13 protein-coding genes, 1 tRNA gene and 1 pseudogene are annotated in these 12,668 nt (G+C 46.4%); 7 read left to right on the plus strand and 8 right to left on the minus strand.

What is annotated here, in order from left to right:
* Positions 1-16 precede the first annotated feature (16 nt).
* The 3 genes from brnQ to mscL all read right to left on the minus strand — a co-directional run bounded on the left by brnQ (position 17) and on the right by mscL (position 3,261).
* The gene (gene brnQ / locus KAH19_RS08445) at positions 17-1,342 is read right to left on the minus strand and encodes a branched-chain amino acid transport system II carrier protein (RefSeq protein ID WP_210684213.1); all 1,326 of its coding nucleotides are present in this window, start codon (positions 1,340-1,342) and stop codon (positions 17-19) included.
* Between the two features lie 101 nt (positions 1,343-1,443).
* Positions 1,444-2,667, minus strand: coding sequence for a tyrosine--tRNA ligase (gene tyrS / locus KAH19_RS08450; protein WP_210684214.1), 1,224 nt, complete (start codon positions 2,665-2,667; stop codon positions 1,444-1,446).
* Positions 2,668-2,832: 165 nt separating this feature from the next.
* Positions 2,833-3,261: a large conductance mechanosensitive channel protein MscL gene (mscL, locus tag KAH19_RS08455; protein ID WP_368495204.1), complete on the minus strand. Its 429-nt coding sequence runs from the start codon at positions 3,259-3,261 to the stop codon at positions 2,833-2,835.
* A gap of 165 nt (positions 3,262-3,426) precedes the next feature.
* Here mscL and KAH19_RS08460 point away from each other — a divergent pair, with 165 nt between their 5' ends.
* Both KAH19_RS08460 and KAH19_RS08465 read left to right on the plus strand, forming a co-directional pair.
* Positions 3,427-3,762 (plus strand): hypothetical protein, encoded by a 336-nt coding sequence (locus KAH19_RS08460; RefSeq protein WP_210684216.1) that lies wholly within the window; start codon positions 3,427-3,429, stop codon positions 3,760-3,762.
* Between the two features lie 82 nt (positions 3,763-3,844).
* Positions 3,845-3,921 (plus strand) — tRNA-Pro (locus KAH19_RS08465).
* 180 nt (positions 3,922-4,101) lie between these two features.
* Here the strand turns inward: KAH19_RS08465 and KAH19_RS11105 are convergent.
* A pseudogene (locus tag KAH19_RS11105) lies at positions 4,102-4,182 on the minus strand (virulence protein); the annotation flags it as partial.
* Between the two features lie 97 nt (positions 4,183-4,279).
* Here KAH19_RS11105 and KAH19_RS08475 point away from each other — a divergent pair.
* A complete protein-coding gene (locus tag KAH19_RS08475) occupies positions 4,280-4,420 on the plus strand; it encodes a hypothetical protein (RefSeq protein ID WP_210684217.1) in 141 nt (46 codons plus the stop codon).
* A 218-nt stretch (positions 4,421-4,638) separates the two neighbouring features.
* Here the strand turns inward: KAH19_RS08475 and KAH19_RS08480 are convergent, their stop codons facing one another.
* Entirely contained in the window at positions 4,639-5,823 is a 1,185-nt protein-coding gene (locus tag KAH19_RS08480; protein ID WP_210684218.1) for an ISL3 family transposase, read from the minus strand.
* Between the two features lie 259 nt (positions 5,824-6,082).
* On the opposite strand from KAH19_RS08480, the gene KAH19_RS08485 reads away from it, so the two are divergent.
* Complete coding sequence (locus KAH19_RS08485) at positions 6,083-7,690, plus strand: MBL fold metallo-hydrolase RNA specificity domain-containing protein (RefSeq protein WP_210684219.1); 1,608 nt, start codon at positions 6,083-6,085, stop codon at positions 7,688-7,690.
* A gap of 90 nt (positions 7,691-7,780) precedes the next feature.
* On the opposite strand, the gene fba is transcribed toward KAH19_RS08485, so the two are convergent.
* The 3 genes from fba to KAH19_RS08500 all read right to left on the minus strand — a co-directional run bounded on the left by fba (position 7,781) and on the right by KAH19_RS08500 (position 9,646).
* Complete coding sequence (gene fba, locus KAH19_RS08490; RefSeq protein ID WP_210684220.1) at positions 7,781-8,710, minus strand: class II fructose-1,6-bisphosphate aldolase; 930 nt, start codon at positions 8,708-8,710, stop codon at positions 7,781-7,783.
* A gap of 85 nt (positions 8,711-8,795) precedes the next feature.
* Complete coding sequence (locus tag KAH19_RS08495) at positions 8,796-9,449, minus strand: RluA family pseudouridine synthase (protein ID WP_210684221.1); 654 nt, start codon at positions 9,447-9,449, stop codon at positions 8,796-8,798.
* Entirely contained in the window at positions 9,449-9,646 is a 198-nt protein-coding gene (locus KAH19_RS08500) for a DUF896 domain-containing protein (RefSeq protein ID WP_210684222.1), read from the minus strand. The genes KAH19_RS08495 and KAH19_RS08500 overlap by 1 nt, the downstream gene beginning before the upstream one ends.
* A 199-nt stretch (positions 9,647-9,845) precedes the next feature.
* Between KAH19_RS08500 and KAH19_RS08505 the strand changes: the two genes are divergently transcribed.
* Genes KAH19_RS08505 through KAH19_RS08515 form a run of 3 tightly spaced genes read left to right on the plus strand, consistent with a single transcriptional unit; the run spans position 9,846 to position 12,617 of the window.
* Positions 9,846-10,796: an ABC transporter substrate-binding protein gene (locus KAH19_RS08505; RefSeq protein WP_210684223.1), complete on the plus strand. Its 951-nt coding sequence runs from the start codon at positions 9,846-9,848 to the stop codon at positions 10,794-10,796.
* Positions 10,786-11,808 carry an iron ABC transporter permease gene (locus KAH19_RS08510; protein WP_210684224.1) on the plus strand — a complete coding sequence of 341 codons (1,023 nt, stop codon included), beginning with the start codon at positions 10,786-10,788 and terminating at the stop codon, positions 11,806-11,808. Before KAH19_RS08505 ends, KAH19_RS08510 begins: the two co-directional genes overlap by 11 nt.
* The gene (locus KAH19_RS08515; RefSeq protein WP_210684225.1) at positions 11,808-12,617 is read left to right on the plus strand and encodes an ABC transporter ATP-binding protein; all 810 of its coding nucleotides are present in this window, start codon (positions 11,808-11,810) and stop codon (positions 12,615-12,617) included. The genes KAH19_RS08510 and KAH19_RS08515 overlap by 1 nt, the downstream gene beginning before the upstream one ends.
* The last annotated feature ends 51 nt before the right edge of the window (positions 12,618-12,668 follow it).

Genomic DNA, 12,668 nt, shown 5'->3' on the forward strand with positions numbered 1-12,668 from the left:
ATTATGAATAAATTTATTAGTTTGCTTTTCTTACAGCCTTCAGCAGCAGGCCTACAGCGATACCGCCGAAGCAGGGAACAACCCAGCCGAAGCCGATGTCAAACAGCGGCAGGTTCTGCGCCAGGAAGTTATCCAAGGCCATGAAGCGGATGTTGGCAACGCGCAGACCGTCGAAAACAGCGAAAATAGTTGTCAGTGTCAGGCAGATGCGGAAGGTCAGCTGATCATCATGGATAATTACACGACCGACGTTGAGGATTACCAGAGCGATGATAATCGGATACAGCATGCAGATAACGGGAATGGAGAACTTGATGATGTTTTCCAGACCAAAGTTTGCTACTACCAGGCTGAAAGCAGAGATGAAGAATACCAGTCGCTCGTATTGCATACGGTTATTACTAAGCTCGGCAAAATAACCGGAGATAGCGGTTGTCAGGCCGATGCTGGTGGTGAGGCAGGCAAAGAAAATAATCAAAGCCAATACAACCTGACCGCCGAAACCCATGTAGTAGGTGCAGATTTTGCTGAGCAGAGTAGCACCGTTAGGGATAACACCGAAAACATTGATGCTCAGTGCGCCGGTGTAAGCCAGTGCTGCATAGATGATAGCGAGGAAGAAGGCTGCAATCAGGCCTGCGTAGGAGCAGAGCTTAGTCAGAACCTTTTTGTCGGTAATGCCCTGAGCTTCAATAGCTTTGATAGTAATAGAACCGAACAGGATTGCTGCCAGAAGGTCCATAGTATTGTAGCCTTCCTGGAAGCCGCGGAAGAACGGAGAAACAGCAAAATCCGGATTAGGCATTTTCAGGCTGCCGGTAGGATTTACGAAAACGCAGATTACGAGGACTGCCAGACAAATTAAAAGCATAGGGGACAAAAATTTACCGATATGACCGATAATTTTTGACGGATTAATAGAAAAGAAATAGGTCAGGACGAAAAAGAACACGGTGTATACCGGCAGGCCGAGAGCTTCGCAGGAAGCAGGCAGCAGGCTGTGGATGCCTGTGTCAAAGGAAACGGCAGCGGTACGCGGAATAGCGAACAGCGGGCCGATAGCCAGCGCGCAGAGAATGGTAACGGCGCGTGCATACAGGGGATGCATAGGCATAGCAATGGAGTCCGGGTTATCGCTTTGCTTCATAGCCATAGCGAGTACACCCAAAAGCGGGAAGCCAACGCCGCTCAGGCAGAAGCCGAACATGCCCCAGCCAATATTTTCGCCTGCCATTTGTCCTAAAACAGGCGGGAAAATTAAGTTACCGGCACCGAAGAAAAAGGAAAATAACATCAGGCCGATAGGGATGATTAATGAAAAGTTGATTTTATCGTTTTGCATTAAGAGCTCCTTTTACTACTATAATTAAAAGAGTAGTCTGTATTTTGAAATCATAGAAAAAGCCACCTAGTCCGTCAGGAGCATAGATGGCTTTTAAAGGCTTATTTTACCAGCAGACGGAAATATTTCTTTTTGCCCTTACGGATTAACAGGCTCTTGTCTGCATCAAACATGTCTGCGCTCAGGCATGCTTCCGCATCCTGCAGAACAGTGTCTGCTACAGTCAGGCCACCCTGAGCGATTAACTGACGAGCTTCGCGCTTGCTGCTGAAAACTTTGGCGGCAGTCAGTACGTCGATAATCTTGGCAGTCATATCTTCCGGGGTAATTTCAATTGCCGGTACGTTGCTCATATCTTTGGCATTGCCGCCGAAAAGTGCTTCGGTAGCTTCCTGCGCCTGACGCGCTGCTTCTTCGCCATGAACAAGTTTGGTAACCTCATAGGCCAGAACTTTTTTAGCTTCGTTAATAGCTGCATCCTTCAGTGCGCTCAGACGGCGAACTTCATCCATCGGCAGGAATGTCAGCAGGGACAGGCAGTTTTCTACGTCGCTGTCGGCAACATTACGCCAGTATTGATAGAAATCATATGGAGAAGTTTTTTCCGGGTCAAGCCACAGAGCACCCTTTTCGGTTTTGCCCATCTTGCGGCCATCGCTGGTGGTCAGGAGCTTGCAGGTCATGCAGTAAGCAGGTTTTTGATCCTTGCGGCGGATTAATTCTACGCCGGCAAGCATGTTGGACCATTGGTCGTCGCCACCCAGCTCCATAATGCAGTTATGGTCATGGTGCAGCTTCCAGAAGTCGTAGCCCTGCATAATCATATAGTTGAATTCAAAGAAGGTCAGGCCTTTTTCCCAACGTTTCTTGAAGCATTCCGCAGCCAGCATACGGTTAACGGTAAAGTGTACGCCAACCTCGCGCAGCAGCTGAACATAGTTAAGGTCTAACAGCCAGTCGGCATTGTTGACAATAATAGCCTTGTCTTCACCGAAATCAATGAAACGGCTCATTTGCTTTTTGAAGCAGGCGATGTTGTGAGCGATGAATTCCGGGGTGAGCATTTTGCGCATCTCATCCTTGCCGCTCGGGTCGCCTACCATGCCGGTGCCGCCGCCCAAAAGTACGATAGGACGATGACCTGCGCGTTGCATATGGCTCATCATCATCAGGGCGATGAAGTGGCCTACATGCAGGCTGTCCGCAGTGGGGTCAAAACCGATATAAAAGGTGATTTTTTCCTTCTCTAATAATTCTTTAATCTCGTCTTCATGGGACATTTGCTTAATAAAGCCACGTTCCATAAGTACGTCAAAAACAGACATCAGATAACCTCCTTAAAATTTAAGCTGTGAAAAACAGCCTAGGCGATATATATAGTCTACATTATACAATATAAGCTTGTTTTTAGCAAACAAAAAAGACATTACGAAAGCAAAAAAGCTGATATACAGGAGAAAATCCTGGATATCAGCCGAAAGTGTAAACTATTATTCCAAATGAGATGTGCAATGCGGGCAACGGGTTGCGTCATCGGCAATTTCTGATTTGCAGTAGGGGCACAGACGCGGCTCCGGTGCAGGCTCCGGTTCCGGAGTGAGCTTGTTGATCTGGCGAATCATCAGGAAGATGACAAAAGCGAGAATCAGAAAATCCAGTACGGAATTGAAGAAGCTGCCATAGGCAAGTACAGGAGCGCCGGCCTTTTTTGCTGCTTCCAGTGTAGCATATTCCTTGCCGTTGAGGCTGATAAACAGATTGGAAAAATCCATCTTGCCAAGCGCCATACCTAATGGAGGCATAACGACATCGTTTACCAGCGAGCTGACGATTTTGCCGAAAGCACCGCCGATGATAACGCCGACAGCCATATCCATAACATTACCACGCATAGCAAATTTTTTAAAATCTTCTTTCATAGACATATATGAACACCCCTCGTTAAAAGTATTTTTTATAGTATTCTCGTTAAATACTAAAAATCCTGCTGCTTGACGAAAAAGTGCTTGTGACATATAATAAAGGGAAATAAATTCTGCGTTATGCAGGTTCATTTAGTTAGATATAGAGATGGAGGAAGAATTATGCGTGACGATTTAGTAGTACCAGGCGAAGGCGAGGAGAATTATGTCCTGGCCCGTGATGCCAGAGTTGTAACTGTACCGTTCTCTCCTTTGGAAGAACGTATGCAGAAGGAAAAACCGGAGGTGTTTGCACGTCTGCAAAAGCTGAAGGAAATTATCGGTGAGGAAACCTTCAAGCGCCTGGTAAGCAAGGTGCACAACATCAACTATGCTGATACCCGTATCATGCTTGTTGCTGAAAGCGAGCTGCACCGTACCAACATTGAAAGAGAGATTTTACTGGCTATTGCTGAGGCTTTTGAGGTTACCAACATCCGCGTTGTGACCCAAGGATAAAATTTTTCAAAAAAAGTGTTGACAAAAGCTTAAAGATGCTTTATAATTACATTCGTTGCTGATGAACAGCAACAACAAATGTCGGGGCGTGGCGCAGTTTGGTAGCGCGCTTGTTTCGGGTACAAGAGGCCGTGAGTTCGAATCTCGCCGCCCCGACCAAATTTAAAACTTAGGAACCGCATGAGAATGCGGTTCTTTTTATATTTGCGACTAAGGTGCGACGATTTTTACCGTTTTGAGTTGGCATTGCTACCTGGGGGCAATTTATCCCTATGTAAGTCCCAAGCTCGGAATCTCTTTTGCGTATTTTTTTAGGTAATCTGTTGGGTTGACGCTAAATGTATTGTTGGCCCGTTGACGGAATTGTCTGCTGCGCGGTGAACGGACGCGAAAACCGACAGCAAGAATGACGTCAAGGCTCTAAAGACTATTGTGGTGCCTGAATTTAAGCAACCGGTGTAGATAAATTGATTTCTAGAGAATATAATATAGATGAAATCAGCAGGAGGGATAAGAAATGCAGATAAAAATGACTCCTAGAATTCGTGAATTAGTAGATATTTTATCTCATTACGAAAAGGAACATGGGGAAATAGACGAAAATGCACCAAAAGAGGTTTTAGATGCATATAAGGAACTTATGGACTTGGATTGTTGAAAAGTATTGACTAAGCAGATTTTGAGTAAAAACTCAGAGTCTGCTTTTTTTCGGTTCTATGTCAAGTTTTGGGGTATTCAAGACTTTAACATCATAGACCTAGACAATACATAATTATTTTTGCAATTCAACTAGCCTCTAGTATATTTATATTGGAGGCTAGTTTTGTTTTTGTTTTGTAATAAGAAATAGTTATCCTAATGCATTTTCACAATATTTTATTGCAGATACAGTATTCTGTTACGAAACCTATCGAAATTCTGCACACCATAGCTGATTCGCTTCAATACTTTGATTTTATTATTGCTTCCTTCGATAAACCCGTTAGAAACTCTTTCGCCAATTATATTTGCAATTTCAATCTTCCAATTACTAAAAGTCGTAATGCAATGCCGAAATTCAGGAAGTGATAAATCAGCTGCCAACAATAACCACTTTCCCAGTTCTTTTTTTGCTTCAGTTCTTGTCTGTTTCCTGAATACTTCATAAAAACGTTCTTTCAAAACATATGCTTTTTCAAGATCGTAGGATGAGTTAAGCATCCTAGCTAACTCTGTTTTATCTTCATCTGTTAGCTTGTATTCCGGCTTAAGCAAAAGATAGCGACTTCGCTTGAACCATTTCCTTTTTGTTGCATGAAATTCTTTCTGAATGCGTTTTCTGACGTTCTCCAGGCTGTTTATGACTACTCTGATAACATGAAACTTATCTGCTACTATCTTGGCTTCTGGAAACATGGTCTTGGCAACAGACCTGAACAAAGTACTTAGGTCCATAACTATTTTCTTGACTGCAGCACGTTCTTTATATGGATATTCTAAGAAATGTTTACAAAGATTCTCCGTATTACGACTCGGCAGGATATCTATTACTTGATGTTTTACAGGATCTGCAATATTGCATTGGAATTTTTCACCACCGGCATTGCCTCTGAATTCATCTATTGCTATGCATTCCGGCAATTTGGGGTGAGGGAAATTGAGCTTGTCGAACCATCTTATTATACTGGTTACAGATACTCCAAATCTTTTAGCTATTGATGAAAAGCTCTGCAAGCAGAAAGTTTCTTTGATTGATTCAAGATAAAGCCTGTCTGGAAAATGGCAATATCTTTTTATATATGGATTTTCTTCAGTAAAAGTAGTATTGCAGTTTTTGCAAACATAACGTCTTTTTCTTATTGTGACAATTAACGGCTTGCCTAAAACAACCAAGTCCCTGACCGTTTGGAGTCTGTAATCCTTAATATAAGTAGTATTATTACCGCAGTGAGGACAACGATGTTCTTTCAAAGGCATCTCTATAAAGGCTTTATATGATCCTGTTGATTCATCTTCCTCAAAGTATTTTGTGTTTACCCCTTTAAAAAAAGGAATGGATTGTGTATAATTGTCATGAAGCATAAGGTGTCTGGTCTCCTTTGTAGATTGTATTGTTTTGGTCGATGATATTTTACTACAATTCCAGCATTTTATGCTTTATTTTTTGTCTAAAAAATAAGTGCTGGAAGTATTGACCTAATCTAGGTCAATACCCCAACACTTATTATAGAACCTTTTTTTCTTCATCCCACTAATTTTCCCCATAAAAAGGATTTTCCCTTCGTTTTGTAGAATTATAAAATATAACTGAAAATACTACTTGCAGAATGGAGGCTTTGCGATGAAAATAACTTTTTTAGGTGCAACGCGCACCGTTACCGGTTCCTGCTATCTGCTGGAGGTCAGCGGACACAAGTTTTTGGTAGACTGCGGCATGTTCCAAGGCTCCAAGCTGATAAAAGCGCTGAACGAAAAGGACTTTTTATTTCATCCTGGAGAGATTGAGGCTGTTGTATTGACGCACGCCCATGTTGACCACAGCGGTCTGTTGCCGAAGCTGGTTAAGGAAGGCTTCCGCGGCCCCATCTATTGCACTAAATCGACGGAGGAGCTGTGCTCGATTCTGCTGCCGGACAGTGCGCATATCCAGGAGGGTGAGGCGGAATACGCCAACCGCAAAGGCATGCGTGCCGGCAAAAAGATTGTTGAGCCGTTGTTTACGGTTGATGACGCTTCCCGCGCCTTGCATTTGTTCAAGCTGCGCAGCTTCGGCGAACCGTTTAATGTTGTTCCCGGCGTTACCGTAACCTTCCGCGTAGCGGGACACATTCTGGGCTCTGCTTTTGTAGAGATGTCTGTTAACGAAGGCGATAAAAAGACACGCTTGATTTTTACCGGCGATATCGGTCAGCCGAATCAGCCGATTATTGAGGACCCGGCGGCAGCAGGCGGTGCGGATTTTATTATTACGGAATCTACCTATGGTAACCGCATCCACGAAGCTTACGATAAGGAAGGCGAGCTGGCGAATATTATCAACGATACTGTCGAGCGTGGCGGTAACGTTATTATTCCTGCGTTTGCTGTCGGGCGTACGCAGGTACTGCTGTACTATTTCCAAAAGCTGCAGGCAGAAGGCAAAATTCCGGAGATTCCTATTTACGTAGATAGTCCTATGGCCAACAGAGCTACGCAGATTACTATGACGAATCCCGAGGAATATGATGAGGAAGCGCGGGCGCTTTACGCAATGCAGGGACGCAGGCTGGTGTCTATGCATAACTTGCGCTTTACCGCTACGGTGCAGGAATCCATGGCGATTAACGAAATTCCTGGCAGCAAGATTGTTATTTCGGCCAGCGGTATGGCAGATGCCGGACGTATTCTGCATCACCTTAAGCATAATCTGTGGCGTGAGGACAGCAGCATAGTATTTGCCGGCTATCAGGCGGAGGGCACTATCGGACGCAGGCTGATAGAAGGTATTAAGCGCATTAAGATTATGGGCGAGGATATCAGAGTCAACGCCAAAATTTACAATATGAAGGGTTTTTCTGCCCATGCGGATAAGCAGCAGCTGTTAGCTTGGTACAGCAGCATGAAGGAGGTTCCTAAGGCCTTTTTCGTTACGCATGGCGAGCTTGATGCAGCCATGGAGCTGGCAGATTCTTTGGGACGCAATCTGGGAACGGCAACCTACATCCCGCACTTTGGTGACTGCGCCGAAATCCATGGTACCGAGTGGCAGATGCATGAATCCGAAATGGTTCAGGTTGAGCCTGCTGCTATCGACCTGCGTGCTTTCATGCGTGGCATGGAACGCGATTATCTGCTGCAGCGCAGCAAAATCGAACAGATTGTAGCGCGTAACCCGGATAAGGCGGTTATGGTACGCAAGAAGCTGGAAAAGCTGCATAAATATATGGACGATATCCTGAAGGATTTGTAAGAAAAAATGATATACGCTTTGCATAAATAAAAAAATGCACCATTCCTTAACACTCGGGAATGGTGCATTTTAGTTTTAAATTGTTATAGCTTACAGTCTGTTGCTGCTGTTGAGTACGTCACGCATTTTGTGAGCTACCATGTCCTGGATAGCCTGACGAGCGGGTTTCAGGTATTGGCGAGGATCAAAGTCGCCGGGGTTTTCTACCAGATGCTTACGGATAGAAGCAGTCATTGCCAGACGCAGGTCGGTATCAATGTTGATTTTGCAAACGCCGAATTTGCCGGCTTGCAGCAGCATGTCTTCAGGTACGCCTTGAGCGCCGTCCAGCTTGCCGCCGTACTTGTTGCATTCTTCAACAAAGGACGGGATAACGGTAGAAGCACCGTGCAGAACCAGCGGATAACCGGGCAGCATGTTGGTGATTTTTTCCAGACGAGCGAAGTCCAGTTCCGGTTTGCCTTTGAATTTGTAAGCGCCGTGGCTGGTGCCGATAGCGATTGCCAGGCTGTCGCAGCCGGTGCGTTCAACGAATTCTACAGCCTGATCGGGATCGGTGTAGGTAGCGTCCTTGGTGTTAACCTTAACAGCGTCTTCAACGCCTGCCAGTCGGCCAAGCTCTGCCTCAACTACAACGCCTCTTTCGTGTGCGTATTCAACAACACGACGAGTCATTTCGATATTTTCTTCAAAAGGATGCTTGCTGCCGTCAATCATAACGGAGGTGAAGCCGCCGTCGATGCAGGCTTTGCAGATGTCAAAATCTTCGCCGTGGTCCAGATGCAGGCAGATAGGAAGACCGGTATCTTCGATTGCTGCTTCAACCAGTTTCATCAGGTAGATGTGGTTAGCGTATTTGCGGGCGCCGGCACTTACCTGCAGAATCAGCGGGGATTTTTCCTGTTGAGCTGCAGCAACGATACCTTGGATGATTTCCATGTTGTTGACGTTGAAGGCACCAACAGCATAGTGGCCTTCATAAGCTTTTTTGAACATTTCAGTAGATGTAACTAAGGGCATTTGTCTATTCCTCCTTATTCAGGGTAGCCTTACAGCTACTCTGTCTTTACATTAGTATACACTAATTATATCATGGTCTGCTTATTTAGTACAGAAGTTTCTGTAAATCCTCCGGCAAAGCGCGGGTAATTTCTAAAAATACATCGCTTACCGGATGCTTGAAGGCCAAGCGATAGGCATGCAGCGCATGGCGCGCCTGGGGGCCGGGGGTGCCGTAAAGATTGTCGTTTACGAGCGGATGGCCGATGGAAGCAAGATGCACGCGTATTTGGTGCGTGCGTCCGGTGAAAAGACGGACCTTGAGCAGCGTGCAGCTGCTGTAGACTGCCAAAACCTCATAGGCTGTTTTGGCGTATTTGCCGCGCGTGTAGTCAACGCAGCGTTCGATAATGCTACCTTCCTTGCGGGCGATGGGTGCTTCGATAATACCTTCGCTGTTTTCAAAGCGTCCGCAGGCCAGTGCCAGATATTCCTTTTCAACCTGCTGCTGACTAAGCCAATGCTGGACAACAGGCTCCTTGGCGAAAATAACGAGGCCGGAGGTGTTGCGGTCTAAGCGCGACACGGGATGAATACCGGCATCAATGCCGTTGGCTTCATAATATGCCTTTACATAATCGTAGAGCGTTGCGCCTCGCTCGCTGACGGTGGGGTGTACCAGCATGCCTGCAGGCTTATCGATAATCAGCAGAAAATCGTCCTCGTAGGCCAGCATGGATGGCGACAGGATAGCAGCCATCAGTGCAGCTGTTTTTTATCCGGCAGCTCGTCGACTACCTCGATGTTATCGAGCTGAGCCTTCAGCTGGCTGCGGATATTGGACAGATATTCCTTGTACAGCTCCTTTTGTTCTGCCAGTTCCTCCGGGGTCAGACCGGAAGTTTTCTTCTTTTTGGCTAATGCATTTATGCGGTTAATCATTGCATTGATTTCCATAATATTTCTACTCCTTTGTCATAACTAGCTTATTCATTTAATTATACTATTATGTGCGCTTCTTAGCAACTTTCATTGACTACACTTCTGATTTGTGCTATTATGAGGGCGATATTATTAAGCTTTTTTTATCAGAGAGTTATATATATTGCCAAAGCTTGTGGCTTGGGCAATGTAAGTTGAGTATGAGGTGATTAACATGTTCTTGAAAAAAATTGCTTGTGGTCTATTATGTGCGGCTATGCTGGTTGCTGCCGGTTGCGGCGGTGTAGGAACGCAGACAGGCGGTGACAAGGCTTATCTGCAGCTTACCGATGCTGCAGGCAGACAGGTTTCGCTTGCCAAAAAGCCTGAAAGAGTTGTAAGCCTCAGTCCTTCATATTTGAGTATGATTGAGGCTGTCGGCGGTACTGTAGTCGGTCGCGCCAGCTCTAAGGTAGGCAAGATTCCCGAGTCTATGAAGTCTGTGCCGGAGGTAGGCATGGTCTACAATATTAATATGGAAGCACTTGTCGGCCTGAAGCCTGATCTGGTTCTGGCCAGCAAAAATCAGCATGATAAATTTATTCCCATGCTGCAATCCAACAAAATCAACGTAGTGGAGTTTGATACCCAAACCTTTGAGGATGTAAAGGGTACCATCAAAACCTTGGGCGATATTTATGGTACGCAGGATAAGGCGCAAAAGGAAAATGAGCTGCTGGATAAGCAGGTTGCCGCCGTTACCGGCAAGCTGCCTAAGGAAAAGAAGCGTATCGTTATTATGCATGCAACAGCCAGCGCCGTTACTGTAGAAGGCTCGCACAGCATTGCCGGCTGTGTAAGTGATATCCTGGGCTTTGAAAATGTTGCTGCCGCAGCGCTCAAGGGAAAATCCAATAAAACTCCTTACAGCATGGAAACACTGGTAGAGCAGAACCCGGAAATTATCTTTATTACATCTATGGGCAAGCCTGAGGAAATTGAAAACCGTCTGCGTACCGACTTTAAAAATAACCCCGCATGGAACAGTCTGCCGGCTGTAAAAGCAGGCAGAGTATATGTGCTGCCGGAAAAACTGTTTTTGATTAACCCCGGCCTGCGCTATCCGGAGGCTGTAAAGTTTATGGCACAGCAGGTTTATCCGGAGGTCTTTACTAATGGAAAATAAGCAGTCTGTAGAGCAGACGGAGCATTTTGGTATCGGCCGTACTAAATGGCGTATTACTATTCTCGTGATATTTTTGTTCTTGGCAGTATTGGGCAGCTTTTTGAGCTTAACAAAAGGCTCCAGCATTATCAGCATCAAGGAGATTACCGATATTCTGCTTAATCCCGGTGATGATCCGCGCAGTCAGATTATCTGGAACATCCGTATGCCGCGCACCATCGTCGGTGCTTTGGTCGGCATTAACCTGTCGCTTTCCGGTGCGATTCTGCAGGCGATTATGCGTAATCCGCTGGCGGACCCGCATATTATCGGCATCAGCTCCGGCGCAGGCCTGGCAGGTGTTGTGATAATGATTCTGTTCCCGGCGATGGAATACCTGATTACGCCGGTTGCCTTCATCGGTGCGATGCTGGCTGCAGTCTGCATTTATATTCTGGCGTGGAAAAACGGCATCAAGCCGGTGCGTATTATTCTTGCCGGTGTTGCGGTATCTGCCTTTTTGGGTGCAGGCATCAGCGGACTGATGATTTTTTACAGTGACAGAGTGCACGGTGCTTTAATGTGGATGGTAGGCGGTCTTGCCGCACGCAGCTGGCCGCATGTAAATATTATTCTGCCATATGCTGTTATCGGTCTGATTCTGGCGCTTGCCAGTGCCGCTTATCTGAACATCCTGCAGCTGGGCGATGAGATGGCACGCGGCCTTGGCGTCAATGTTGAGGTAACGCGCATTATCCTTACGGCTATTGCGGCTTTGCTCGCAGCCAGTGCTGTCAGCGTTGTCGGACTGCTGGGCTTTGTCGGCCTTGTTGTGCCGCATGCGGCGCGACTGCTGATAGGCAGCGACTACCGCTTTCTGCTGCCTGCCTCCGCACTTTTGGGCATTGCCATTGTTACGCTCAGTGATACCTTTGCGCGTGTAATTTTTGCACCGATTGAACTGCCTGTTGGTATTATTATGGCCTTTTTGGGCGCGCCCTTCTTCTTATTCCTGTTAAGGAGGGAAATCTGATGACACAAAATAATGTAGCGCCCTTTAAAGCTGTTTTAGAGGCAACGCATATTGATATAGCAATTAACAAAAAAACAATCATCCATGATTTGTCGCTGGCAATTCCCGAGGGCAAGATTACTGCTATCATCGGCCCCAACGGCTGCGGTAAAAGTACGACACTGAAGGCGATTGCCCGCATCTTGCCGTGTGCCAAGGGCAGCATCAGCTTCCTGGGGAAGGATATCCATAGCCTGTCGCATCGCGAGTTTGCCCGCTGTCTGGCGATTTTGACGCAGTCACCGGTTGCGCCTACTGATTTGACGGTGCAGGATTTGGTTGAAATGGGACGCTTTCCGCATCGCAGCTTTTTAGGGCGCGGTGATAAGGACGATGCACAGCATGTTGCCTGGGCCTTGGAGCAGACCAATATGACGTCGATGAGCCACCGCCTTCTGCACACGCTGAGCGGCGGCGAGCGTCAGCGCGCCTGGATTGCGATGGCGCTGGCACAAAGACCGCAGGTACTGCTGCTTGACGAGCCTACGACCTATCTTGATATCTGTCACCAGCTGGAGGTTATGCAGCTGCTTGATAAGCTCAACAAGGAGCTGGGACTGACGGTTGTCATGGTTATCCATGATTTGAACCATGCCATTCAGTACGCTGATTATGTTGCCGTTATCAAGGCGGGACGCCTGGTAGTCAGCGGTGAGCCTAAAGAAATTGTTACGTCTAAACTTCTGGCGGACGTGTTCCGCGTGCAGGCGGATGAGTTTGCGTGCAGTAATGGGCTTCCGGCCCTCGTTCCTATTACAGTCTGTCGCTAAACCATTGTCTGCGTCATGGCATATTTTAAATATAAACTCCCGAAAGTATAC

This window comes from Phascolarctobacterium sp. Marseille-Q4147 (genome assembly GCF_017968825.1).
In the GTDB taxonomy this organism is placed as follows: Bacteria; Bacillota; Negativicutes; order Acidaminococcales; family Acidaminococcaceae; genus Phascolarctobacterium_A.